Genomic DNA, 25078 nt, shown 5'->3' with positions numbered 1-25078 from the left:
GCAAAAATTCAGCGCAATCGGGGCGGTTTAGCAGGGTCTGTCCCGGGGGCTGAGGGTAACTCTGGTTTGGCGATTGTTGGCAGGTCAAATCGAAGTCCGACTTTTGCAAGTTTCGCGGCTATTGGGTCGGTGGTTTGAAAAAAAGCGACATCCAACTGGCCCGCTTCGATACCGGAAAAGACCAAAGTGTCACTTATTGCCTGAGCAAGATCACTCTCGGCGCCAGGAATGGGATCGATCATTGCTAGCAAATGTCCACGCTGACCGCTTTGATATTTGACCGCTACGAGGTAGGCGAGTTTTGCGAGTCCGGCGGCAAGTGCCAATTTAGTGTCGAGACCTGACACCAGTTGTCCGGGCAGTCCGAATGGCGCTGAAACTTCGCTGATGTCACCATTTTCTTCGGTTGGACGTGTGCCAAGGGTTTCTACAAGCCAATGTACGGCATCCGCAGGAATGAGCATCGATGACGGGGCGACGCCAAGATTTAAGCCTAATCCAATAGACCTGTCTTTGATCATGGATGCGATGGCCCGCCCGGTTAGCGCCGCGTAAGGCGAGCTTTGTCCGGTAAATTCGGTCAGCCGGTATTCACGGTCAAACACAAGCGCGAATGTGCCATCAGATGTCTCGAATATCTGAGGCTCAATGTTATCCCCGTCGGGATCAGATTTGAGAAGGAGGAACAATTCGTTCACCGCAAGACACTCATAGAAAGCCATGCGCGGCTGGGTATCCTCAGGCGCCTCTGTCATTAGTTGGTGTGTGAGGTCGAGTGCGGTGCTGTTCATTTCAGAATGCTTTTTAACCGGGATCGTAGGACCGGCAATAGCTCGATTTCAAACCAGGGGTTCTTTTTAATCCAACCGGTATTTCTCCAGGAAGGATGGGGAAGTGGAATAACGCCCGGCTTTATCTCTCTCCAATTCTTAACGGTATCTGTTACGCTCAGATTTGTTTTCAAATGCCATCGCTGCGCATAGCCTCCAACCAAGAGAGTGAGTTCGACATTGTAGAGGTTTTCCAGAATATCTGCGCGCCAAGTGTCGGCGCATACTTTTGGCGGAGGCAAGTCGGAACCGGCTGCATTATAGCCGGGAAAACAGAACGCCATGGGTAATATCGCGATTTTTGATCTGTCGTAAAACGTCTCTTTATCGAGTCCCATCCAATCGCGTAGGCGATCACCTGATGGATCCCAAAAGGGGCGCCCATCTTCATGAACACGCATGCCTGGTGCCTGACCCGCGATTAGAATTCGTGCGTTCGAGCTGAACCAAATAATCGGGCGAGGCGAATGTTGGGTTTTGGTCGCGGCGAACTTGCTTGCGCATATTGTGCAAGCGGCCAGTTTGGATTGGATTGGCGATAGTTTGTCAGTCATGTGAGCGAGTTATCGGCTTTGTAAGACGCTGTTCGCAAGGGGGTTGACATCATTTCGATAATTCTAGAAATATAGAAATATGATAAATGCACCCGACCACTCCCTTGATCTTGTTCGTGCCGCGTCGACTTTTTCGGCACTTGGTTCTGAACAACGGCTTGCGGTTTTGCGTTGCCTTGTGCGCGCTGGGCCGGACGGCCTGCCGATCGGCGAACTTGGCAAACGCACGGGAGTAACTGGTTCGACGCTGACGCATCATATGAAGCTGTTGTCGGCTGCCGGTCTGGTGCGCCAACAACGTGAAGGCAGGCGCATCATCTGCATAGGTGCTGCATATGACCAGATGCGGGCCTTATCGGACTATCTGTTGAATGAATGCTGTGCAGACAGTGAAGTGCCGCATGAGGGATACCACCATGGTTGATATGTCAATCGTCCAAAAGGTATGGCCCCGGATTGATCGGGCATGGCTGGCGGTATTTCTGCTTCCGTTGATTGTTGGCGCCTTTAGCCCGTCACAAGCGGTGGAAACCGTGCGGTTTGCTGGCAAAACAATGGTCACGACTGGCGCATTCATCGCATTTGCGGTCCCTGCTGTCGGCTATCTGAAAGCAACGGGAGCTGAGGCGTTGCTGGCCAAAGCGTTCGAAGGGCGCGAAGTTCGCATGATCTTCATGGCGGCCTTGTTGGGTGGCATCTCACCCTTTTGTTCATGCGAGGTCATTCCGTTTATTGCAGCATTGCTTGCCGTCGGTGCACCACTTTCCGCTGTAATGGCATTCTGGCTGTCATCGCCACTGATGGACCCCGCGATGTTCTTGATCACCGCGGGCACTTTGGGGCTTCCTTTTGCTCTGGCCAAGACTGTCGCAGCTGTTGGTTTAGGCTTAATGGGTGGCGCGACCGTGTATTTGTTTGCAAAGAGCCGGGTGTTTGAAGACCCATTGCGCCCCCAACCCAACGCGAAATCTTGTGGTTGTGGCCCTTCTCCCTTCAGTGGACAGACGGCATGGCGGTTTTGGAACGAGGCTTCGCGCCGCAGAATTTTCGGTGAAACGGTGCTGGAGAACGCGTTGTTCTTGGGCAAGTGGTTGCTTCTGGCCTACATGATTGAATCTCTTATGCTGGCTTACGTGCCGGCTGAGTTTATTGCCAAAGCACTTGGCGGCGACGGCATGTGGCCAATATTCATGGGAGCTTTGGTTGGCGCACCTGCATATTTGAATGGTTACGCTGCAGTGCCGCTAGTGGATGCCCTGCTGGCGCAGGGAATGGCGCCCGGCGCTGCGATGTCCTTTGTGCTGGCCGGGGGTGTAAGTTGCATCCCTGCAGCTCTGGCAGTTTGGGCGCTGGTGAAGCCCCGGGTCTTTGCCGCATATTTGGGAATTGCCATTACTGGTGCTCTCATTGCTGGTGTTATTTGGTCATTCTTAGCGGTGTAGGCCCCACTTAGTGATTGGCAACAAAGTGTTCGCAGTAATGCCGGAAGTCTTTCGATTTCCCGCTGTCATGTGAAAATAATTAATCTTTTAATGGTTTAAGCGGAATGCCGCTTTCGTTGTGCTCACTGTCAGCGTCAAATTGCGGCCAGGCAGCTTTTGATTGCCTATTGCCTGGTCCTTCCGTCATAATGTCGCCCAAAGGCCATGAAAGGCCTGAAGTGTCGGACTGGTTAATGACCGGCAAAACATGAGGCTCTGCGAGCGATCGCATGATAGAATTCAGGAACGTCAGCAAGTCCTTTTGGACCGGTGAACGGCGCAAGGTTATCCTTGATAACGCCTCTTTCCGTGTTGAGCTGGGCAATTCCGTAGGAATCCTTGCGCCAAACGGCGCCGGGAAGACGACGCTGGTCAACATGATGTCGGGGCTAGAGAAGCCCGACGAAGGCAAGATCATTCGCCGCTCGCGGATTTCGTTTCCGTTGGGTTTCATGGGCGGCGTTGCGAACAAATTATCCGCGATGGAAAATGCTCGATTCATAGCACGGCTCTACGGTAAGGATCCCGACTATCTGGAGGCATTCTGTCGTTGGGTTTGTGGGCTGGAAGAATACTTTGATATGCCAGTCGGGACTTACAGTTTGGGCATGCGCGCAAGGTTCAGTTTTGCACTGTTGTTGGCGTTGGACTTCGATATTTATCTGATTGACGGGGGCATGCCAGGCACAACGGATGCCGAGTTCAACCGTAAGGCGGGAACCATTCTGCGTGAAAGGTTGAAAACGGCAACAGTTGTTATTGTTAGTCATCAGGCCAGCACACTTGAAAAATTCTGTCGCAGCGCCGCTGTCCTGAAAGATGGGCAGCTCGTGATGTTTGACACACTCGAAGAGGCGAAAGAACTTTATGACTACGAACCCGAAAGCGCGTAAATTCCGCATTCGACGCAGTGCGACCCCCAAGGTGGAAAGTGCGCGCAAGGCGGCTTCAAAGCTACCTAATGATGACGGTTTTGGCGATGCGCCGTTTCCGGGTTCTGCGGCAGCAGAGCGTGAGACTGCCGCTGTTGATCAGGGCATATCGGAAATACGGCGCGAAGGTTTGACTGGCCGTCAACTGCGAGTGGCACGCCGACTGGCTCAGAAAAATGGATTGGATCCGGCCTCAGATTTTGATGCCGTACGCCTTTTGCGCGCAAACGGAATTGACCCATTCGATCGCGCAAATCTGTTAGAGTTGGTTTCCGCGCGGGAATCTTCGAAACCCGGCAACACAAGAGGGCCAACGCGGCAAACCAGCAAGCCTGGTGCAGCAGTTCAAAAGTCGCCAAACCCCAAAAACCTGCCGCAAACAGTCGAACCAAAGAAGACAAATCTGCCAGGTCCTGTGGTCCCTCCGGGTTCCGGATTTGACAGCAGCGAGATGGAACGTATTCAACGCGACATCGTACGAAGACGCAGGCAAAGCTTGATTTTCCTGGGCCTGCGACTGACTGCGTTCATATTCCTGCCAACTTTTCTTGCGTGGGTCTATTTCGCCTATGTAGCGTCTCCTGGGTACGCCACAAAATCTGAGTTTATTGTTCAGCAGGCCGAATCCTCTGGCACAGCCCCCGGTTTGCTGGGGAATACATCCCTGGCAACATCCCAGGACTCGATCATGGTTCAGGATTTCTTGATGTCGCGTGAAGCGATGCTGCGTCTTGACGAAGAGCACGGTTACCGGGCCCATTTCAGTGGTCCGGAAGTCGACGCACTGCAACGCATTCCGGACAATCCTTCTAACGAAGCTGTTTATAGCCATTACAAAAACAATGTGACGGTTGGGTATAATCCGACCGAAGGTGTTATCCGTATGGAGGTTTCGGCGCTGACACCGGCGATGTCGGGCACTTTTTCGGAAGCTCTCATAAGTTATGCTGAAGCCTGTGTGGACAAGGTTACCGAACGCAAGCGCGCCGATCAAATGCAGGGATCGCGCGAGAGTTTTGATGAAGCCGAGGCCAAAATGATCGGGGCGCAGCAACGCGTACTGGAGCTACAAGAAAGTCTGGGCGTTGTTGATCCGGTTAGCGAAACCAGCTCGCTGATGTCTCAGATCAGCAGTTTCGAAGTTCAAGTCGCCGAAAAACGACTGCAGCTTCAGCAACTCTTGGACAATACCCGCCCCAATGAGGCCCGTGTCGCGGGCGTTCAGGGAGATATTCGCCGTATGGAGGATTTGATCACAGACCTTCGGCTACAGTTAACGTCGCAATCTCAATCCCAAGGCTCACTGGCATCAATGTCCGCGCGGTTGCGCATGGCCGAGGTGGACTTGGAAACGCGGACAATGATCATGCAGGAATCCCTTCAGCAAATGGAAGCGGCGCGTATCGAAGCCATGCGTCAGGTGCGCTTCCTTTCGCTTGGTGTTGCTCCGATTCCACCAGACGAACCTACTTATCCCAGGGTGTTCGAGAACACGTTGATAACGCTGCTGATTTTCACCGGCATTTATCTTGTGATCTCGCTGACGGTGGCTGTTTTACGCGAGCAGGTTTCCAACTGATCGCCAAAGCCAGCCGGTGTTGAACTTTTTCCACTTTCAGGGTCTTGCGCCATGCCGACACTCTGAGTAAGTAACGCCAGCCTGTTGGGGTGTAGCCAAGTGGTAAGGCAACGCTTTTTGGTAGCGTGTATCGTAGGTTCGAATCCTACCACCCCAGCCAGGCAGTCCAGCAAATTCATCCTCCACAAACTTCCCCTTATATTCTCCCGCGTTTGCGGGGGCTTGGCAGGGTTTCTGTCATGGAGAGACGCCTGTGGGAGCGATTATTAGCTCTGATATGCGCGCAAGTCTCTCATTGCGATTCCGGCGGTACGAGTTTGGGTGTTGAGGGAATTGCTGTGATCAAAGCGCGGCGAAGACGTCCCGCTGCTTTGTCCAGTCCGATGGAATGTCGTTCTTGATGAGATAGTCTGAAGTGAGACCACAAGGTTGTTCACCTGTTGCGATGGCATCAAGCATGACCGGAGCAGGAAACCTTCACGCTGGATATGGCCTACGACACGATCCACAACATCGCGTCCAAGGACCAGCAGCACCTGCGCGTCCAGCCCTCGGGCACGACGGTCACCCAGAAGAAAACCAGCTATGACTGGACCTACAGCTATGGTTCTGCGCAGCCCCACGCGCCCAGCCTGATCGGCGATCACGCCTATTCCTACGACCTGAACGGCAACCAGCTTGGCTGGGATCACACCTCAAACGGCACCCGCCGGACGATCCTCTGGGACGAAGAAAACCGCATCCAGGAGGTTGCCGATAACGGCCACGCCAAGACCTACAAATACGACGACGCCGGTGAACGGGTGATCAAACGCGGACCGCAAGGCGAAACCGCTTACGTCAACCAGTTCTACACCATCCGCAATCGCGAGGTCGGCACCAAGCACGTCTTTGCAGGCGGCACGCGGCTGGTCTCCAAGCTCTTGTTCCAGCCGAAAGACAGCGACGGCGACGGTGTTGCTGACCCATTCCCCGGCTGCGAGAACGCGCCCTGGGGCTGGCTTCCGGCGTTCCATATTCACCCAAATACCCGCACTGCAATTCGCGTTCGAGCGTCAGCGAGAGGCAGCGAATTGTGGTTCAATACCAATTTGGAACGCCCACCAACAACAACGGCAACGGCAATGGCCAGGGTCCGTGCTCGAACAATGGTCAGGGCAGCGGCAGTGGCGGCAGCGGGCCGGAAGTCTTTGAAAAGGATCAGTATTACTACCATCCCGATCACCTCGGCTCATGGTCCTACGTGACCGACCTGGACGGCGACGTCTTCCAGCACCTGGAGTATTTCCCCTTCGGCGAAACCTGGGTCGAGGAGCATTCCAACACCCAACGCACCCCATGGCTGTTCACCGGCAAAGAGCTGGATGAAGAGACCGGCCTCTACTACTTCGGCGCGCGGTATTACGATCCGAGGACGAGTGTGTGGCAATCGCCGGATCCGATTTTGGCGGGCCGCCTCCTTGGTGAAGGCGCTTGGAGAGGTGTATTCGTCAATCGAAATTCACTTTCCGAAGTTTTTCCCCAACAGTGCGTTGTTCTTTTCAAGTATTTTGATGATCCGCTTGCAGCATTCCTCGCTCATACTGCCCCCAGGATTGCCCGTTGCTGGTGGCTGACGCACTGCGCCTTGGACATACTTGGCGCGCACTACTTCTCGTTTCACAGGTTCACCATCACGGGAATATCCTGTCGCGCGGAATTTGAAGGTATAGCTCCCCGCCTGCGCGGTTGGTGTAAACACGCCTGCGTATTCACCGTCCGGTACGGCACCATCGCTAAGAGTGATGCCGGTCCATTCCTGCCCATTTGGCGCGCGAACATCTACCGTAACTGTGCATCCCAATACAGGTAGCCCCGCTTCGGTTGGAACCGCGGTCATTGTGATCGGATCCCCAACGTTGACGCTTCCCGCTGACAGATATGCCTGTAGCCGGAAGTTCGATCCGACGCCGATAGCAAAGCCGTAGTCGACAGGTTTTTTCGAGTCTCCGCACTTTTCGGGAAGAAATCCCATTCTTTGCGTCTCGCGCGCATCGGGAGTGCCACGGCAGACTCTTCCGTCATGTTGGACAATCAATTTCCAACGCCCGGCGTATCTTTTGGGTTCCTTAGCAGGAAGTTGGAATTCGACAAACCGTGATGCCTCGGTTGCGCCGGCTCGCAGCGCGAAGTCAGCCGGTATTGTGGACGGATCGACAATTTCACCGAGGGGTGTTTCAAGCCAGAATGGCACGCGTAGACCGTCAAGATCGTAGACGACCACCATGCCGCTTACGTCCCCGCGCAGGACATCAAATTCATAAGCATGTTTTTCTCCAGCTTGGATCGTCGTCTTGGGGTCTTCAATTGTCGATGTGTCCACGAGATCCATATAGATCTGCGTGTAGAATTTCATGAGCTGGAACAGCGTGTCCGGCGACGTTGGATCAACGGTGCCATAGTAGCCACCTGCAGCACTTGAAATCGAAGCCAGTTGCATCGTGTCAATATTTTCGCCCGTGCCGAGTCCAATCCCGTAAATGTCTACATCGCCCGGTGGGGCATAAGGTTCGGTATCAATGAAATTGCTTGTGTTTGCAGGGTCGCGGGCTTGACCGCCCAAAATTGAGTAATGGCGGTTGTCGTCTGGGTTCAAGTAAGCGGTATTGTCCAGGCCATCGGTAAGCACAATCATCGCCTTAACCAGTTCTGCGGGCATCGCCCCGGCGCGCGGAACCGCAAACTCCTTTTCGCCAACCATCATGCCTGCCGCTATTGCAGTCCAGCCATCTGGAACCAACTCCGGTTCGCCAGCATTAATTGCATTGACCTTGGCGCCCTGATTGCCAGCAGTGATTTCGTCAATTCCAAGAAAAGTATTGGCGTTCGTCGAATAGGACGTGGCCGCGACGCGGTTCTCGATATCTGGAGGCATTAGATTGACCAAAAGCCGACCGGCATGAATTGCCGCCTGCATCTTGGTCCCTCCGCCAGGGATGGCGTCATCCATGCTGCCAGATCGGTCAAGCACAGCAACAGCGTCCACAACATTGCCCGCGATAATGTCACCTGAGAGGGTGTAATCAAAGCTTGCCGCTGCGGATGCATCGTTGTGGTTATTGATCGTGAGTAGCGCGTTTGCAGTCGCAGGAGGTGCGCCGTCAGCATAAAAGACGACCGGAACAATAACCTCTCCGTCACCGATGGGGCCAGATCCGCAAGACTGAGTGGGATCAACGGAAAATGTGCGCGATGCGACAACATCAGTAATAGATGTGGTGCTTTGCAAAATACCAAAAAGTGCGGCGTCGGCACCCGAGATCGAAGCAGTAAATACGAGCGTATCATCGCCTGTGTTCTCGACCTTGATGAACTTCACCATTCGGTATCCTCGGCGCACCTCACCAAATGCCGGGAAAGGTGCCGGAGGTGCCTGAATGACCGCGTTTGGAATGCAGCCTTCACCGTTCAAAACAACCGTTTTGTTGCTCCCAGGATTGACCCCAACCGAAATGTTGGCCGACACTGGGCCCTCGGCGGTCGGTGAAAACGCGACAGGTACCGTTACACTTTGGCCGCAAGTCAAATTCGCGTTCGTCCCGGACCACTGAAACACGGCTCCCGGTGGCGCACCCGCAATCGTGACAGAAATCGGAACATCTCCGGAGTTGGTAACCGTGAAGCCTGCGTTTTCAATTGTGCCTACGGGCGTATGCCCGAAATTTACTGCACCCGGGCTCACCGAACAATCGGCCTCGGCCTGTTCGCCGCGACCATCACACTCCAGTTCCGAATCGCCGCCGCTATTGTTCACCGTCGCAACAGGCAGTGTCACGTTGTTGTAAATTCCGGTAACCGCCGGATCAAATAGCACCGTCGCTGTCATAGACTCACCAGGTTCCAGTTCGGCAGGCATTCCCGTGCTGGTAGAAATAACTGAGTAGGGTGCCACATCTTGGATGCCGTTGATCGTCAAGCAATCTGTTCCCGAATTCTGCAACGTAAACTGCTCTGTCGCTGCAGGTTGCGCACAGCCGCCCAGTTTGACGGTTCCGAAGTTCCGGCTGGACGGAGTCACGTTGAGCTGTCCGGAAGGATTCGGGCAGGGGCCAGCGATAACTGTCCCGCCGTGTTTGATCTGTGTGGCCCCTGCGATGGCCTCACCGGAAATTTCTAGCGTGGGAATGAACGGCACTACACCGCCGCAGAGTAGGTCGCCGGTGTCACTTCGGAAGATACCGCCGATCGCTGTATTGATAGTTCCAGGTGCCCCGATCAAGCATGCGCTGCCCGTGCCTTGGCTAAATTGTAGCCAAGGAATTTGGTTTTGCGGAACCGATGTCATCAAAGCAATTTTGGTTGTAATCGAGCTCGCAACAAAATCGACGATTACAACTGTTGCGGTCTGCGGCCCAATACCTGTGCCAAGAAAAAGCACAGCAAGGTAATTATTTGAGCCAAAGAACTTGTGGCGAACAACCTGAGAACCACCCGCTGTGAATGGCATGCTCCCGTTGGGGCCAGAGACAACCAATGTGCCCCCCGTATAATCACAAGACCTGTCGCCGTGGGCTTCGTCGGTCGATGCCCAGATGCCTTGAACATTGTCGATAAACAGCCCGAATGATGGGGCAGGAAAAGGATTACATGCCATAGCAATGCTCCATTGAAAATGTGTTTTCGCGCAAAATCGCGCTAGAATATAGAAGGCGCAAAACTGATGCGCTCGAGTGTAGTTGAATGATTTGACCTTAGAGCAAAATTCACAATTTGCAAAATGACCAGACAAGCTGAATTTTGCCGTGCAATTTTTCGGTCATTGATTTTTTGAGGTGCTATAGCGGAACTACAACCCGCTGGAGGTAATTATCAAAGTCCGAGAACGCGCATTCCTCGGTGTCCAGACACTAATTGTCGCCGGTATCACGACCCATTGGGCCGTAGAGGGAACCGTTAGGGTTGCCGCTGATCGTGGGTTCGATTGTATTATACTCACAGATTGCGTTGCATCCGCCAACATTTCTGTACACGAAGAGGCGCTCGAACGCATGGATTCAATAAGTCGACTTGCTACATCCTCCGATGTGATAATTAGCCTGTAAACTATCTGAACATCTTTCCTGACGAAACTTGCCGGCCACGATTTGCGTGGATTTTGATGGCGCACAGCTCCCGTCATCTAAACGACTGTATCCGACGGCTGCTCCGTCCCGCAAAGCGGACCAACTATGCTCTAGGCCGCAGACCCGCCCACGGTCAGCCCACCGATCAACAAGGTCGGCTGGCCCACACCGACCGGCACCCATTGGCCGTTCTTGCCGCAGTTGCCGACGCCGGGGTCGAGTTTCATGTCGTTGCCGATGGCGCGGATTTGTTTCAGGGCGGTGGCTCCGTCGCCAATGAGCGTCGCGCCTTTGACTGGCGCTCCGACTTTGCCGTTTTGCACCCGGTAAGCCTCGGTGCAGGAGAAGACGAATTTGCCGTTGGTGATATCGACCTGACCGCCGCCAAAGCCGACGGCGTAGATGCCGTCTTTCAGATCGGACACGATGCTGGCGGGATCGGTGTCGCCCGACAGCATGTAGGTGTTGGTCATGCGGGGCATGGGCGCATGGGCGAAGCTTTGGCGGCGACCGTTGCCTGTGGGTTTCACGCCCATCAGGCGGGCGTTCTGGCGATCTTGCATATAGCCGACCAACACGCCGTCTTCGATCAGGGTGTTTTTCGCCGAGGGCGTGCCTTCGTCATCGACGGTGATTGAGCCGCGGCGATCGGGGATCGTGCCGTCATCCAGAACCGTCACGCCTTTGGCGGCGATCTGTTGGCCCATGAGTCCGGCGAAGGCAGAAGATTTCTTGCGATTGAAGTCGCCTTCCAAACCGTGACCGATGGCCTCGTGCAACAGAATGCCGGGCCAGCCGGGGCTAAGCGCGACGTCCATGACGCCAGCCGGGGCAGGCACCGCATCCAGGTTCAAAAGCGCGATACGCAGGGCTTCGCGGGTGGCAGATTGCCAGTGTTCGGGGTCGATCAGGCCGGTCAGGGCCTGGCGTCCGCCGCCGCCGGCATTGCCGCTTTCGCGGCGTCCGTTGTGTTCGACGATCACGCTGACGTTCAGGCGGGTCATCGGGCGCGCGTCGGTGACGCTGTGGCCTTCGGGGCGCAGAATGACGACCTCTTGCAGAGAGGCGGCCAGGGTCGCGGACACCTGGATGACCCGGGAGTCCAGATCACGGGCGAAGGTGTCTATATCGCGCAATGTCTCGATTTTCACTGGAAACTCAGCGTCTTCCATCGGGTTTTCGTCGGAGTAGAGTCGTTGATTGGTGTGCTGTGGCGCATCTGCCAATGTGCCTCCGCCTTCGCCCACGGCCAGCCGCGCGGTAGCCACGGCGCGCTTTAGCGAGGCTTCGCTAACTTCGGTGGAGTGGGCATACCCGGCGGTTTCGCCATTGACCGCGCGTAGCCCGAACCCTTCGGATGCATCGTAGCTGGCGGTGCGCACGCGACCGTCGTCATAAGACAGCACTTCCGAGCGGCGGCGTTCAAGAAAAAGCTCGCCATCATCGGCGCCCGCAACCGCTTCGCGCAGAAGCTTCAAAGCGGTGCCTTCGTCTAGCAGGGTTTCAAACGGGCGGAATGGGGCGGCGTCAGACATGCAAAATCCTCGTTAAGGTGGGGCGAAAGCGGCTGAATGCCGCAATGCTTAGCCTTGTTCCTGAACCTCTAATATGATTTCAACTGGCCGAAGAACAACAGGCACGCGCGAATTCGAATCTGCGCGTCGTAAACGCCAACAGAAACAGGACCGTCTCAGCATGCGTCTTTCTACCCTATTTACCGGACTGGCTGCCGCCTTTGGCGCAGCAACCACTGCCACCGCGCAGGACCTGCCCGTCATTGGTGCCCCCGTTCCGTCGGGCACAGGATTTCAGCCTGCTGTCACCGAGGTAGCTCGCGATCTGCAATGGCTGGATGGCATGCTTTTGGTTATCTGCACTTTGATCACATTGTTTGTCGTGGGCCTGCTGGCGATTGTGATTTTCAAATACAACCGGAAAGCCAACCCAGAGCCGGCGACATTCACCCATAACACTTCGATTGAGGTGACCTGGACTGTTGTGCCGATTGTGATCCTGGTCTTTATCGGGGCGTTTTCGCTGCTGGTTCTGTTCAAGCAGCAGGAAATTCCCGAAGGCGAAGTGATCGTCAAAGCAACCGGTTTCCAGTGGTATTGGGGTTATGAGTATCCCGACGAGGGGATCGAGTTTGAAAGCTTTATGGTCGATGGCGCTTACAAGATCGACGATGAAGCCGCAGGCTGGGGCGGCGATCAGGCGATGAGCCCGCCGCAGGTTCTGGATGATGTTGCCGTCGCGAAGCTGGAGTATTTTGGGTATTCCCGTGATGAGTTCCTGTTGGCAACCGATACGGCGGTAGTGATCCCAACGGGGAAGATCGTTGTAGTTCAGGTGACCGGCGCGGACGTGATCCACGCATGGACCATTCCGGCCTTTGGCGTGAAGCAGGATGCGGTTCCGGGACGTCTGGCCGAGATGTGGTTTGAAGTCGAGGAAGGGCAGGAAGGCATTTACTTCGGTCAGTGTTCCGAGCTTTGCGGACTTGCCCACGCTTACATGCCGATCACAGTGAAAGCTGTGACCTGGGAAGATTATCAGGCCTGGCTTGCCGAGACCAAGATCGCGCAAGGCATTGTCGACGACCCCATTCAGGTTGCGGCCGCGGAGTAAATCGAAAGCATGGCCGAGCTGACTGCCAGCGAAACACGCGAGTATGAACCGACATTCGGGGATTACGTCGCGCTGTTGAAACCACGGGTGATGTCGCTCGTGGTCTTCACCGCTATGGTGGGTTTGCTGGTGGCACCGGTGTCTTTGCATCCGATTGAAGGCTTTGCCGCGATCCTGTTCATCGCGCTGGGCGCGGGTGCCTCGGGCGCTTTGAACATGTGGTATGACGCCGACATTGATTCGGTGATGCGCCGGACAGCGAAGCGCCCGATTCCAAGTGGACGGGTGGCCCCGGGCGAGGCTTTGGCCATTGGCATTGGGCTTTCGGGCATTTCCATTGTGATGCTGGCGCTTGCAACCAATCTGGTAGCTGCGGGTTTGCTGGCCTTTACGATCTTCTTTTACGCCGTTGTTTACACGATGTGGTTGAAGCGCTGGACGCCGCAGAACATTGTGATTGGCGGCGCTGCCGGGGCGTTCCCGCCGATGATCGGCTGGGTCGCAGCGACAGGTTCCGTTTCGCTGGAAGCAATTTTGATGTTCGCCATCATCTTCATGTGGACGCCACCGCATTTCTGGGCGTTGGCGCTGTTCATGCGCTCGGATTATGACGATGCGGGCGTGCCAATGCTGACAGTGACCCATGGGCGACCCGCGACACGGCGGCATATTCTGATTTACACGGCGCTGCTGGCGCCGGTTGCGCTTTGGTTGGCGCTGACGCCCATCGCAGGGCCTGTGACATTGATCGTCACGATTGTGATGAACGTCTGGTTCCTGAAAGGGGCCTATGACATCTGGCGGCGTGACGAGGTAATGGCCGAAGCCGATGACTATAAGGTCGAGAAATCCTTCTTCTGGTTTTCGCTGATCTATCTGTTCGCGCATTTCAGTGGCTTGCTGATTGATGCCGGTCTGCGGATGGGGGGCGTTCTTTAAATGGAGATCAAAGCCACCCACGAACTTCACAAGCGCCGGTTGTCGCGAAACGTAGGTGTTGGGCTGACCTTGGCCGGCTTAATCGCCGTGGTTTTTGGACTGACGGTGGTGAAAGTCACCAACGGTGGACTGTTTCAGGGTTACGACCATGTAGTACGCCCGGAAGTTACAGTCGAGGACGCATCGTGAGCGATAGTCCAAACTTTAAAACCCCAATGGAGCCAAAGCAGAAGACGGCGTTGCAGCTGGTTGGCGTTGTTGTGTTCATGGCCTCGCTGGCCTGGGCTTCGGTGCCGCTGTATGACTGGTTCTGTAAGGTGACCGGTTGGGGCGGCGAGACGAACGTGGCCTCGGCCGCGCCGGAACAGGCGTTGGAACAGACCATTAAGATCCGCTTTGATGCTTCGACCGAGTCCGGGATGGCCTGGGAATTCAAACAGGTTGAAACCCAGATGGAAATTCGCATCGGCGAAGAGGGTCTGGCGTTTTACGAGGCATACAACCCGACCGACCGGGTGATTGCAGGAACGGCCAGTTTCAACGTGGCACCTTTTGCGGCGGGCCTCTATTTTTCGAAAATCCAGTGTTTCTGCTTTGAAATGCAGGTGCTTCAGCCCGGTGAACGGGTGATGATGCCGGTCAGCTTCTTTGTTGACCCCGAAATTCTGGAAGACGCGGACGCCAAACACGTGCCGGTGATTACGCTGAGCTATACTTTCCACGAAACTGACCTGCCCGAGGACTATCAGTCTTTGGAAGCAGCCGTTACAATCAATGACAACGATAATGCCCGAGGGAACCTCTGACATGGCGCATGAGAAAAACCACGACTACCACATTCTGAACCCCTCTGTTTGGCCCTTTGTCGGAGCCGTGTCCGGGTTCGCCATGCTATTTGGCGCCGTGCTCTGGATGCACGATGTAACGCCGTTTCTGTTCTTCATCGGCTTTGCGGGCGTGCTTTACGTGATGTTCGCCTGGTGGTCCGAAGTTGTGAACGAAAGCGGTATTGGCGATCACACGCCAGTTGTGCGTCTGGGTCTGCGCTATGGGTTCATCCTGTTCATCATGTCCGAGATCATGTTCTTTTCGGCCTGGTTCTGGAGCTTTTTCAAGCACGCGATTTATCCGATGCACCCAGACGGGATCAGCCCTGCGGTGGATGGTATCTGGCCGCCGGTTGGTATTGAGACCTTCGATCCCTGGCATCTGCCGTTGATTAACACGTTGATCCTGTTGTGTTCGGGTGCAGCGGCGACATGGGCGCACCATGCGCTGGCGCATGAGAATAACCGCAAGGACGTCGCCAGTGGCCTGATCATTGCGGTATTGCTGGGTGTGCTGTTCACGGTCTTTCAGGCCTATGAATATAGCCACGCGGCCTTTGGGTTCTCGGGCAATATTTATGGCGCGAACTTCTTCATGGCGACAGGTTTCCACGGGTTCCACGTGGTTGTCGGCACGATCTTCCTGTTCGTTTGCTATATGCGTTTGCGGGCCGGTCACTTTACACCTGAAAAGCACATCGGGTTTGAGGCCGCCGCATGGTATTGGCACTTTGTCGATGTGGTCTGGCTGTTCCTGTTTGCCGCGATCTACATCTGGGGCGCGTAAAACAGGAATTTCTCGCCTCCGGCGGGAGTATTTCTAATCAGAAGAAGGCGCGGGTTTAGTCTCGCGCCTTTTCGGTTAAAAGGCTGTCATGCGGCGTCTTATCCTTCCCTTGATATTTGGCATCGTTGGCACTTTGGTGCTGGCGTCTTTTGGCGTTTGGCAGGTGCAGCGGCTGGCTTGGAAAGAGGCGGTTCTGGCTGAGATCGATGCGCGCATTGTGGCGGCTCCGGTGGCGGTGCCGGATGCGCCAAATCCGGTTGCAGATAAATACCTGCCGGTGGTGGTGTCGGGGCGCACGACGGGCGAGGCTTTGGAAGTCTTGGTGTCGGTTAAGCAGGTCGGGGCTGGCTATAGGGTGATCTCGGTCTTTGAGACGGTTGCCGGGCGGCGGTTGTTGCTGGATGAGGGGTTTGTTCCGGTTGCGGCGCGTGCTGCGTTGCCGGTGGTTGAGATGGAAGTTGTCGGCAATCTGCATTGGCCCGATGAAGTGGATAGTTTTACCCCCGAGCCTGATTTGTCTGACAATCTGATATTCGCGCGGGATGTGCCGTTCATGGCCGAGGTTTTGAAGACCGAACCGGTGCTGGTGATTGCACGGTCAGTGTCGGGAACAGACCGGGCCGTGACGCCATTGCCGGTGACCAGCGAGGGCATTCCCAACAACCATCTTGGCTATGCTGTTCAGTGGTTCGGGCTGGCGATTGTCTGGGCGGGGATGACGGCGTTTTTTCTTTGGCGTATGAGGAGGTCAGACCGCGAGGATATCAAATGAGATATGTGTCGACCCGGGGCGCAGCCCCGGCGCTGAATTTTGAAGAGACGATGCTGACCGGGCTGGCGCGCGATGGCGGGCTTTATGTGCCGGAGAGCATCCCGACGTTGAGCGCAGATGAGATCGCGGCGATGGCGGGGATGTCTTACGAGGAACAGGCGTTTCGGTTCATGCGGCCTTTCATCGGCGACACGTTCACGGACGGCGAGTTTCGCGGGATCATTGAGCGCGCTTATGCGGGCTTCGGTCATGATGCACGCGCGCCTCTGGTGCAGTTGGGGCCGAACCACTTTCTTTTGGAACTGTTCCACGGACCGACACTAGCGTTCAAAGATTTCGCCATGCAGTTGATCGGCCAGATGTTTCAGGCAGCATTGGCGCGGCGGGGCGAGAAGGTCACGATTGTCGGGGCCACCAGTGGCGACACGGGGTCTGCCGCGATCGAGGCGTTTCGGGGGCTGGATAACGTTGATGTCTTCATCATGTATCCCCACGGCCGGGTGTCCGAGGTTCAACGGCGGCAGATGACCACGCCGGTTGAGGCGAATGTCCATGCTTTGGCGGTGGACGGTGATTTTGATGATTGTCAGGCGGCAGTGAAAGACATGTTCGCCGATTTTGCGTTTCGCGACGAGGTGCGTCTTGCGGCGGTGAATTCGATCAACTGGGGCCGGGTTCTGGCGCAGGTGGTTTACTACTTTTCGTCGGCGATGTCTTTGGGCGCGCCGGGGCGGGCGGTATCGTTCACGGTGCCGACGGGGAATTTTGGCGACATTTTCGCGGGCTATATTGCCAAGCGGATGGGGTTGCCGATTGAACGGTTGGTTGTGGCGACGAACCAGAACGACATTCTGCATCGCACAATCCAGACCGGCGCCTATACCAAAGAGGGCGTGACGCCCTCGATCAGCCCGTCGATGGATATTCAGGTGTCTTCGAATTTCGAGCGCGCCTTGTTCGATGCTTATGGGCGCGATGGCGGGGCTGTGGCGCAATTGATGGACGAGTTGAAGACCGGTAAAGGCTTTCCGGTCAGCCAGGGTGCGATTGGCGTCTTGCGGGAGCATTACGAGTCCGGACGTGCTTCGGAACAGGAAACCAGTGCCACGATCACCGCAATGCGGGATCGCACCGGTGAAGTCTTGTGCCCTCATACCGCTGTGGCTGTGAAGGTGTCGGAAGAACAGAGCGCATCAGCCACGCCTATGGTCACTTTGGCGACAGCGCATCCGGCGAAATTCCCGGATGCTGTTGAGGCGGCGACGGGCGTGCGCCCACCCCTTCCCAAGCGGATGGGAGACCTTTATCAACGGTCGGAACGAGTGACGCGGGTGGCCAATGACTTGGGCGACATAACCGCGCTGATACGGGAGAGACGCGCTAAGTGACTGTTGAATTGCATCGCATGGCCAATGGCGTGCGCGTCGTAACCGAACATATGCCGGGGATCCATTCTGCCTCGCTTGGTGTCTGGGTGAATGCCGGGGGCCGCCACGAGCGGATCGAACAAAACGGCGTGGCCCATTTTCTGGAACATATGGCGTTCAAAGGCACGACCACTAGGTCGGCGTTTCAGATTGCCGAGGCGATTGAGAACGTGGGCGGCTATATCAACGCCTATACCAGCCGCGAAATGACGGCATTTTACGCACGCGTGCTGGAAGATGACGTGGCGCTGGCGTTGGATGTGATTTCAGACATCGTGCTGAACCCGGTGTTTGACCCGCGCGAGATCGAGGTTGAGCGCCATGTGATCCTGCAAGAGATCGGGCAATCCCATGATACGCCGGACGATGTGATTTTCGACTGGCTGCAGGAAACGGCCTTCCCGGATCAACCATTGGGGCGCACGATCTTGGGGCCTGCTGAACGTGTTGAGGCGTTCGGGGCGAAAGACCTCTCGGATTTTGTGGCCGAGCGGTATGCGCCTGGCAACATAATCGTGGCCGCTGCGGGTGCTGTGGATCACGACGATATAGTGCGGGCGACCGAAGCTGCCTTTGGCCACCTACCGGCCCATGACGTGGTTCAGGCCGATGCGGCGCTGTTTGCCCGTGGTGAGCGCCGCGTAGAGAAGGATCTGGAGCAGGCGCATTTCGCAATGGCGTTTGAAATTCCGGGCTATCGCGATCCGTCGATATACACGGCGCAGATATTCTCGACCGCTTTGGGTGGCGGCATGTCATCGCGGCTGTTCCAGGAAGCGCGCGAGAAGCGCGGGCTGTGTTACTCGATCTTTGCGCAGGCCGGAGCCTATGCTGACAGCGGGTTGATGACGATCTATGCCGGGACCGGTGCGGACGATCTGGGCGGTTTGGTGAACCTGACAGTGGATGAGTTGAAGCGCGCGGCCGAGGATATGACACCGGAAGAGATTGCGCGATCACGTGCGCAGATGAAGGCCGGCTTGCTGATGGGGCTGGAAAGCCCGTCCAGCCGGGCCGAACGTTTGGCGCGGTTGCTGGCAATTTGGGACCGGGTCCCGTCCCTGGAAGAAACCATTCGGCAGATTGATGCGGTGACCACCGGGGACGTTCGGGAGTTTGCCACAGGCATCGTCGCAGGCGGTGCTGCGTTGGCACTGTATGGGCCGGTCGCGGGCGCACCCGATTATGCCAATTTGTCGGGTCGGCTGGCGGCCTGATGCTGAACTTTGGGCGCAAGGTCCGCATAGATACGGATCGATTGATTCTGCGCCCGCCAGTGCATGGTGATTTCCGCAACTGGACCGCGTTGAGGCAGCAAAGCATTGAATTTCTGACACCTTGGGAACCGAAATGGTCACCGGATCATCTGTCGCGCAAGGCATTTGTGAATAGGGTGTATTGGGCCAATCGGTCCGTGGCGCAGGGGAACGCGTTGCCGTTGTTCCTAAACCGTCGCGAAGATGGTCGGCTGTTGGGGGCGATTACTCTGGACCATATTCGCCGTGGACCGGCACAAGCGGGAACCATCGGATATTGGATCGGTGAAGCCTATTCCCGCGAGGGGTACATGCGCGAGGCTTTGACGGCTTTGGTGCATCATGCGTTCAGCGTGCTGGACCTGTCTCGGATTGAAAGCGCGTGTTTGCCAGAGAACGCGGCCTCGCGCGGGTTGTTGGAGAAATGCGGCTATAAATACGAGGGTGTTGCCCAGTCGTATTTGCAGATTAATGGGCGTTGGCGCAATCATGTGCTTTACGCCAACCTGCGCGGGGACCGGCGCGGGAAAGTCGGCGACTGATAGGGATTGCGCCGCGCTTTGCGCGTCGCGGTGGGCGAATTTTGAAGTCAAAATTCGGTTGGGGCGCTGCCCCTTGGCCTTTGGCCAATTCCCCCGGAGTATTTTCGATCAGAAGAAGGTGGTGTTTGGGGGTGATCCCCATCTTTCGATGGATTTACGGGCAGTGTGGGCAGGGATTAGGTTTTGGACCTATGACAGGCCTTTGCGACCTCTCCTCTGCGCTTTGCGCCCAGCCGTTGCAGAATGGCGTGGACGTGGTCTTTGACTGTGGCAAGGCTGAGGCTGAATTTCTGGGCGATTTGGGCGTTGGAAAGACCGTCGGCGATGGCCAATGCGATTTGGCCCTGTCGGCGTGTCAGTCCTTTGGGCGCGCGGACGGTATCCTTCAGGATGACAACAGGCGTGCCGATTTTGCGGCTGGCCTCGACGTCGATGGTCAGATGGTGGCCGTCTGCATCCAGACGCGCCAGCGCCGGCAGGGCTTGCCATCCACCATCACCAAGGGCGGCGACCGCCGTGCGAATATCCATGGCCGTTTCATCATTCATAGCGAGGTTTCCTGACCCATGAGCACCATTTCTGTTGAGATCAGCAATTTCTTTCTGGCAATGCAAGCCGGTCGTCCCGGCGCCGAGGCCTTGCGGGGGATGTTTGCCGAAGATGCTACTTACGAGGAACCCTTTACCGGCGAGGTTCGTCGCCATGAAGGACGTGATGCGATCATTGCTGCGATGGCTTTGGGGTGGGAGATGCCGATGGAGGACACGCGGATCGAGGTGCGCCATGCCGACACGAAAGGCGGCGAGGTGCAGATCGGCTGGACCTGTTATTCGCCCTCGATCCCCGGTGGGCAGGGGCAGGGGCTCAATCGGTTTCAGTTCCGCGATGGGTTGATTGCCTCGCTGATTACGACGCTGGATGATGCGTAATCATGCGGCGGAATGCGGACGTGGATGCTTGGCTGGAGGCCTACGACAACCCGATGAAGCCGGTGGTAGCAACATTACGCGAGCGGGTGTTGGAGGCATTGCCCGAGGTGGACGAGGCGATCAAATGGCAGGCGCCGACGTTCATCTACAAGGGAAACATCGCCAGCTTTTTTCCGAAATCGAAAAAGCACGCCAGTTTGATGTTTCATAAGGGGGCAGAGATACCGGGGACATTTCTGCATCTGTTGGGAGACGGGAAAGAGGCGCGGACGATCAAAATTGGCACTTTGGAAGAGCTGGATGCGCTGGAAGGCGAGTTGCTGTCGATCTTTCGCGCCTGGATCGCGATGAAGGACGTTTAGTGGCGGCGTTGAGTTGGATAAAAGTCGCTAAGGCGTTTGCCGCGCTCATGGCGGAAGGGGCCTTCGGGGGAGGTGTCGCCCATGCGATCAACGCGGAACATGCGGAAATCATTGCGCAATTCGCACCAGGCGACCAATGTCCAGACTTTGCCCCAGAACCACAGGCCAAGGGGGCGAATGATGCGTGACGACTGTGTTCCGTCTTCGGTTTCGTAAGTTACCGCAAGGCGGGTTCGGGCCTCGACAGCTTGTTCCAGAACGTCCAAACGCGCGCGCGTGGCGTCGTCCAGTATTGGCATCTGGAAGGCGTGGACCTGAACCGCGGCGGCCTGATTGCGTTCGTCCTCGGGCAGAACGGCGCGGATTTTGACCAGGGCTTCTTCGGCCGCTTCGGCCATGGCCGCACCGCCCCAGGCGCGGATCAACCGGGCACCGGCCACAAGGGCGACAATTTCAGATCTGGTGAACATCAGGGGCGGCAGGTCATAGCCTTCACGCATCAGATACCCCACGCCAGCCTCGCCTTCGATTGGCACGCCCGAACCGATCAGATCGGCAATATCGCGATAAATCGTGCGTTCGGACACTTCCAGCCGTTCAGCCAGAGAGGCAGCCGTGGTGAGCCGACCGTCGCGCAGATACTGAACGATCTGAAACAGACGGTCGGCCCTGCGCATCAGGCGGCGTTCGCTTCATAAAGCCCGATGGAGTTACCATCAGGGTCCAGCGCGTATTGAAAGCGGCCCGAGGGCAATGGGATCGGATCGCCATTGATGGTGCCGCCCGCTTTCCAGCAACGATCTGCAGCTGCTTCCAGAGAGTCGGGCACAACCATGTGGATGGTCGGGCCATTGCCCGAGGCCGCCGGTTCACCGGGGTAAAGGTGGCCGGACACGCCGTTCATGTCATCTTTGAACATTGCCATCGGGTTTGGGCCTGTATCGTCGCGGGTGAGTGAAAACTCGAACACGGACTTATAAAACGCGATACCGCGATCAATGTCACGTACAGGGATTTCGGTCCAGACGACGGGATTGGCAGGAGTATGGGTCATAACAAGCGTTCCTTTATTGCGTTAATGCGCCCTTGTTGCACACCCCTCCTGACAGCCTTGTGTCAGGAACTTTCCCGATGCCGGAAAAGACTTGGCGGTGGATTGCGGGGCGCGGTCCATTCCTGTCACGACGTGGTTGGACAGGGGCAATGGTATCTCATACTCATGGGCCACCAATTGCACCTGCGGCGGATTTGACGGGCGACGTGATGAAGAATGTCTTTATTAACTTGTTGTGGCTGGCGGCATCATTGGGCGTGTTCATCGTTATCGCTCTGATTTTAGTGGAACCTTTGGAGCGACCCGGTTGGATGCCGTTCGACTATCGCGCTGGTCCCTGGCTGGCGATGTTTCTGAAATTGTTTGGCGTCGTCATTCTGATGCCACCCTTCGCTGCAACACTGGCTGCCCTATTTGCTCTGGGGCGTGATCAATCGCGGTGGTCGCTATGGGCCGACGCCAACGACTCTCAATGGAAACTCAAACTGTCTGCCGGGACTAGGTGGACAATGGTTGGTCTATCACTCGGGTTGTTGGGTGCTCTTTTGCTTGTGCTTTGGTATCAAGAGGAACCCTTCGGAATTTGGGTGTTCGCATCGCCATTGCTGTTTTTTAGTCTATACGCCGCAATGGTTTTTTCATTGATCGAAGTTGAATTCGACGATCAGCATGTCATCGCAATGACGCCGTTGTTACGCTGGCAAATCCATGCCTGGAAGGATCTTGTGAAGATCGAGACGGTGCAAAGCTGGGCAGAGTTGCGACTGCACTTTACAGATGGGCGTATTGCGCGTGTCTCTTTGTATTTCAATGGCCTGGAAGACTTCTACAGCTTTGCGCGGGCAAAATTGCAGGAAAACGCAATCCGGGACGGCGGCGTCGTTGACGAGATCGGATAGGTAGCGCTCCGAATGTTGGTGTGCTGGACTTGTGGGAGCAGGGGCAGCACAAATGCCAAAACGGTCTGTTTGATTGGTGTTCTAATGCTCGCGCGCCTTTTTAGTTTTCTCGCGAATAGCGTTTTTGCCGCTGTGGTAGCGGGTTTTTTTATTCCGGGCACGCACCGTGTAGTCCTGCCGCAGGCCTTTGGTTTGACCGAAATTTCGCCGCATGTCTGGACCGATGCGCCGGGGCTCGCTGATAGCTTGGTCCAGTTGGTCAGCAGGTCCAGGGCGAGCGTGGCAGAATTCTTTCAGGATACGCCCACCAACCCGGCTCTCATTCTTTGCGCATCGCGATCTTGTGCGGAGGCGTTTGGGATTGGCGGGAATGGTCTGTCGATTGCCGATCAGGTGGTTATGGTCAGCCCCGGTGGTTTGACTATCGGAACCCTGACACACGAACTTACCCATTCGCGCCTGCATCGTTCGATGGGGCTGCGGAACCTGGTCCGGCAGCCTTATCCGACATGGTTTGACGAAGGGCTGGCCACGCATGTTGCCAATCATCCGCTTGCAGCAAACGGCGTATCAAATTCAGCGCGTGCCCGCGTGAGGCAAGTCGAGCGTTTCTGGCAGTGGGATGATGCCTTTCGGGATCTGGGAGTTGGCGACACTTATGCTGCGGCTCGGGCCGAAGTTGCACAGATCGAGCATCATGCAGGGCGGAAAGGGTTGTTGGAACTGATCCGGCGCGTGGAAGTAGGCGAGGATTTCGACGCAGTTCTGCGCGAGGTCACCGAGAGATAGTTCAGCGCTGATGGTCGGCCATGTCTTACCAAAGTGTTTAGCGCGCTTTGTTTACGTTTGAAGAAGTGCGCCGTTCGCTGGATTGGGCACCGACGTGATACCGACGCGATACAGACAGGGCCAATCACAGCAGTTTGCCCAATGAGCGTTGATGATTAACGCCGCCAAGGTGCAAGCGGCGCCGTCTGGTCCGTGCGCAGGATTATGGAGTTGATAACCGCATCGCCCGGTAGACCAGAGACCTGCCTCAAAAAGCAACAAGGCGCGGCACCATATGGGCCGCGCCTTGTTCATTGGCGTTGTTCAGGTTCGTCGGGCGTCTAGCGCTCGGACACCTTCATACGCGCTTTCAGATACTCGCCATATTGACCCAACGAGAAGATGAACAGCCAGTAGATGCCACCTACAAAGGCATAGACCTCTAGGTAATAGGGGGCCCATTGCGCCGTCCCGAAGGCTGCGTTTGCCGATGCCAGGATATCGAAGAAACCGATGATGATCACGATCGCGGTTTCCTTGAATGTCACAACAACCATGTTGATTGTTGCTGGCAGCGCGTGGCGGAAAACCTGTGGCAAAACAATGCGGAACAGGATTTGCCAATAGCTCATGCCCAGCGCTTTACCGGCTTCGAACTGACCCTTTGGAATGGCCTGAAAACCACCCCGGAAGACCTCGGCCTGATAGCACGCAAAGAACAAAGCAAAGGCAATGATCACCCGCCAAATCTTGTCACCCTGCAACCAACCAGGCAGCAGGATCGGCACCACAACAGCCGCTGTGAACAGGGTTGTCAGCAATGGCAGCGACCGGATGAAGTCGATGACCAGCGATGCAAAGATGCGTAGTACTGGCATCTCGGAGCGGCGCATCAGCGCAAGCCCCAACCCCATCGGCATGCCCAGAAGGACAACCGAAGCAAACAGGAACAACGTCAGCGATAGTCCGCCCCACTGGTCCGTGGTCACTTGCTCAAGACCCAGAAGGCTGCCTTCCATCAACAGATAGTAGGCCGCAAAACCAACAATCCACAGGGTCGTCAGACGCTTCATGGTCCAGGTCCATGGGAAGCAGGAGGCAATCACCGTGCCGATGATCGCAACGCAAGCCAGCGTAGATCTCCAATGTTCCTCAAAGGGATAGAGGCCAAACAAGATCAACCGGTGCCGCGCATCGATGACCGACCAGCAGGCGCCCATACCATGACCGCATTGATCGGCATCTTCCGCGCTCCAGACCGCCCGGAAGACCGCCCAGTCCAGCATCAGATAGGCCATATAACCTAGCAATCCGAACACCAGAATGGACAACACCGTGTCACGGCGGTTGCCAAAGGCACGCCGCTTTAACATGGTCGTGAACTTTTCAATAAAGCCCGCATTCATAGGA

The 25078-nt window shown here is 56.2% G+C and carries 27 protein-coding genes and 1 tRNA gene; 20 read left to right on the top strand and 8 right to left on the bottom strand.

Annotated features, from left to right (window positions below):
• Window positions 1-8 precede the first annotated feature (8 nt).
• On the bottom strand, window positions 9-791 hold the full coding sequence (locus GKR98_09040) for an SseB family protein (protein QMU58325.1): 783 nt from the start codon (window positions 789-791) through the stop codon (window positions 9-11).
• Entirely contained in the window at window positions 788-1384 is a 597-nt protein-coding gene (locus GKR98_09035) for a uracil-DNA glycosylase family protein (GenBank protein QMU58324.1), read from the bottom strand. Before GKR98_09035 ends, GKR98_09040 begins: the two co-directional genes overlap by 4 nt.
• A gap of 79 nt (window positions 1385-1463) precedes the next feature.
• On the opposite strand from GKR98_09035, the gene GKR98_09030 reads away from it, so the two are divergent.
• The 6 genes from GKR98_09030 to GKR98_09005 all read left to right on the top strand — a co-directional run bounded on the left by GKR98_09030 (window position 1464) and on the right by GKR98_09005 (window position 7228).
• Complete coding sequence (locus GKR98_09030) at window positions 1464-1808, top strand: metalloregulator ArsR/SmtB family transcription factor (GenBank protein ID QMU58323.1); 345 nt, start codon at window positions 1464-1466, stop codon at window positions 1806-1808.
• The gene (locus tag GKR98_09025) at window positions 1786-2826 is read left to right on the top strand and encodes a permease (GenBank protein QMU58322.1); all 1041 of its coding nucleotides are present in this window, start codon (window positions 1786-1788) and stop codon (window positions 2824-2826) included. Before GKR98_09030 ends, GKR98_09025 begins: the two co-directional genes overlap by 23 nt.
• Before the next feature lie 269 nt (window positions 2827-3095).
• Window positions 3096-3758, top strand: a complete 663-nt coding sequence (locus tag GKR98_09020; GenBank protein QMU58321.1) for an ATP-binding cassette domain-containing protein — start codon at window positions 3096-3098, stop codon at window positions 3756-3758.
• Entirely contained in the window at window positions 3733-5376 is a 1644-nt protein-coding gene (locus tag GKR98_09015; protein ID QMU58320.1) for a capsule biosynthesis protein, read from the top strand. The genes GKR98_09020 and GKR98_09015 overlap by 26 nt, the downstream gene beginning before the upstream one ends.
• An 85-nt stretch (window positions 5377-5461) precedes the next feature.
• Window positions 5462-5536 (top strand) — tRNA-Gln (locus tag GKR98_09010).
• An 831-nt stretch (window positions 5537-6367) separates the two neighbouring features.
• Window positions 6368-7228 carry a hypothetical protein gene (locus GKR98_09005; GenBank protein QMU60039.1) on the top strand — a complete coding sequence of 287 codons (861 nt, stop codon included), beginning with the start codon at window positions 6368-6370 and terminating at the stop codon, window positions 7226-7228.
• On the opposite strand, the gene GKR98_09000 is transcribed toward GKR98_09005, so the two are convergent.
• Complete coding sequence (locus GKR98_09000) at window positions 6878-10009, bottom strand: choice-of-anchor D domain-containing protein (GenBank protein ID QMU58319.1); 3132 nt, start codon at window positions 10007-10009, stop codon at window positions 6878-6880. The two genes, GKR98_09005 and GKR98_09000, sit on opposite strands and share 351 nt — an antisense overlap.
• Before the next feature lie 202 nt (window positions 10010-10211).
• Between GKR98_09000 and GKR98_08995 the strand changes: the two genes are divergently transcribed.
• Entirely contained in the window at window positions 10212-10457 is a 246-nt protein-coding gene (locus GKR98_08995) for an isochorismatase family protein (protein ID QMU60038.1), read from the top strand.
• Window positions 10458-10588: 131 nt separating this feature from the next.
• Here the strand turns inward: GKR98_08995 and tldD are convergent, their stop codons facing one another.
• On the bottom strand, window positions 10589-12013 hold the full coding sequence (tldD, locus tag GKR98_08990) for a metalloprotease TldD (protein ID QMU58318.1): 1425 nt from the start codon (window positions 12011-12013) through the stop codon (window positions 10589-10591).
• A gap of 160 nt (window positions 12014-12173) precedes the next feature.
• On the opposite strand from tldD, the gene coxB reads away from it, so the two are divergent.
• The 9 genes from coxB (at window position 12174) to GKR98_08945 (ending at window position 19656) form a co-directional block, all read left to right on the top strand.
• Window positions 12174-13106, top strand: a complete 933-nt coding sequence (gene coxB / locus GKR98_08985; GenBank protein QMU58317.1) for a cytochrome c oxidase subunit II — start codon at window positions 12174-12176, stop codon at window positions 13104-13106.
• A gap of 9 nt (window positions 13107-13115) precedes the next feature.
• Complete coding sequence (locus tag GKR98_08980; GenBank protein ID QMU58316.1) at window positions 13116-14045, top strand: protoheme IX farnesyltransferase; 930 nt, start codon at window positions 13116-13118, stop codon at window positions 14043-14045.
• Entirely contained in the window at window positions 14046-14234 is a 189-nt protein-coding gene (locus GKR98_08975) for a hypothetical protein (GenBank protein QMU58315.1), read from the top strand. It begins immediately after the preceding gene.
• Between the two features lie 26 nt (window positions 14235-14260).
• Window positions 14261-14851 (top strand): cytochrome c oxidase assembly protein, encoded by a 591-nt coding sequence (locus GKR98_08970; GenBank protein QMU60037.1) that lies wholly within the window; start codon window positions 14261-14263, stop codon window positions 14849-14851.
• Between the two features lies 1 nt (window position 14852).
• Window positions 14853-15659 carry a cytochrome c oxidase subunit 3 gene (locus tag GKR98_08965; protein ID QMU60036.1) on the top strand — a complete coding sequence of 269 codons (807 nt, stop codon included), beginning with the start codon at window positions 14853-14855 and terminating at the stop codon, window positions 15657-15659.
• An 88-nt stretch (window positions 15660-15747) separates the two neighbouring features.
• Entirely contained in the window at window positions 15748-16431 is a 684-nt protein-coding gene (locus GKR98_08960; GenBank protein QMU58314.1) for an SURF1 family protein, read from the top strand.
• Window positions 16428-17819 carry a threonine synthase gene (locus GKR98_08955; protein ID QMU58313.1) on the top strand — a complete coding sequence of 464 codons (1392 nt, stop codon included), beginning with the start codon at window positions 16428-16430 and terminating at the stop codon, window positions 17817-17819. Before GKR98_08960 ends, GKR98_08955 begins: the two co-directional genes overlap by 4 nt.
• The gene (locus GKR98_08950; GenBank protein ID QMU58312.1) at window positions 17816-19075 is read left to right on the top strand and encodes an insulinase family protein; all 1260 of its coding nucleotides are present in this window, start codon (window positions 17816-17818) and stop codon (window positions 19073-19075) included. Before GKR98_08955 ends, GKR98_08950 begins: the two co-directional genes overlap by 4 nt.
• Window positions 19075-19656 carry a GNAT family N-acetyltransferase gene (locus GKR98_08945; protein ID QMU58311.1) on the top strand — a complete coding sequence of 194 codons (582 nt, stop codon included), beginning with the start codon at window positions 19075-19077 and terminating at the stop codon, window positions 19654-19656. Before GKR98_08950 ends, GKR98_08945 begins: the two co-directional genes overlap by 1 nt.
• Before the next feature lie 176 nt (window positions 19657-19832).
• Here GKR98_08945 and GKR98_08940 read toward each other — a convergent pair whose 3' ends face one another.
• Window positions 19833-20360: a hypothetical protein gene (locus tag GKR98_08940; GenBank protein QMU58310.1), complete on the bottom strand. Its 528-nt coding sequence runs from the start codon at window positions 20358-20360 to the stop codon at window positions 19833-19835.
• Here GKR98_08940 and GKR98_08935 point away from each other — a divergent pair.
• Together GKR98_08935 and GKR98_08930 are read left to right on the top strand one after the other, a co-directional pair.
• Window positions 20223-20585 carry a hypothetical protein gene (locus GKR98_08935; protein ID QMU58309.1) on the top strand — a complete coding sequence of 121 codons (363 nt, stop codon included), beginning with the start codon at window positions 20223-20225 and terminating at the stop codon, window positions 20583-20585. The genes GKR98_08940 and GKR98_08935 overlap by 138 nt on opposite strands.
• Window positions 20586-20587: 2 nt before the next feature.
• Window positions 20588-20947, top strand: coding sequence for a hypothetical protein (locus tag GKR98_08930; protein ID QMU58308.1), 360 nt, complete (start codon window positions 20588-20590; stop codon window positions 20945-20947).
• Here GKR98_08930 and GKR98_08925 read toward each other — a convergent pair.
• Window positions 20944-21624, bottom strand: a complete 681-nt coding sequence (locus tag GKR98_08925; protein ID QMU58307.1) for an HTH domain-containing protein — start codon at window positions 21622-21624, stop codon at window positions 20944-20946. The two genes, GKR98_08930 and GKR98_08925, sit on opposite strands and share 4 nt — an antisense overlap.
• Complete coding sequence (locus tag GKR98_08920) at window positions 21624-22001, bottom strand: VOC family protein (protein ID QMU58306.1); 378 nt, start codon at window positions 21999-22001, stop codon at window positions 21624-21626. Before GKR98_08920 ends, GKR98_08925 begins: the two co-directional genes overlap by 1 nt.
• A 77-nt stretch (window positions 22002-22078) precedes the next feature.
• On the opposite strand from GKR98_08920, the gene GKR98_08915 reads away from it, so the two are divergent.
• Together GKR98_08915 and GKR98_08910 are read left to right on the top strand one after the other, a co-directional pair.
• Window positions 22079-22900, top strand: coding sequence for a hypothetical protein (locus GKR98_08915; protein ID QMU58305.1), 822 nt, complete (start codon window positions 22079-22081; stop codon window positions 22898-22900).
• Between the two features lie 192 nt (window positions 22901-23092).
• Window positions 23093-23689 (top strand): hypothetical protein, encoded by a 597-nt coding sequence (locus tag GKR98_08910; GenBank protein QMU58304.1) that lies wholly within the window; start codon window positions 23093-23095, stop codon window positions 23687-23689.
• A 320-nt stretch (window positions 23690-24009) separates the two neighbouring features.
• Here GKR98_08910 and GKR98_08905 read toward each other — a convergent pair whose 3' ends face one another.
• Window positions 24010-25074, bottom strand: a complete 1065-nt coding sequence (locus GKR98_08905) for an ABC transporter permease subunit (GenBank protein QMU60035.1) — start codon at window positions 25072-25074, stop codon at window positions 24010-24012.
• Window positions 25075-25078 lie beyond the last annotated feature (4 nt).

The organism is Boseongicola sp., from assembly GCA_014075275.1.
In the GTDB taxonomy this organism is placed as follows: domain Bacteria; phylum Pseudomonadota; class Alphaproteobacteria; order Rhodobacterales; family Rhodobacteraceae.
This window is presented reverse-complemented; position numbering and strand designations above follow the sequence as displayed.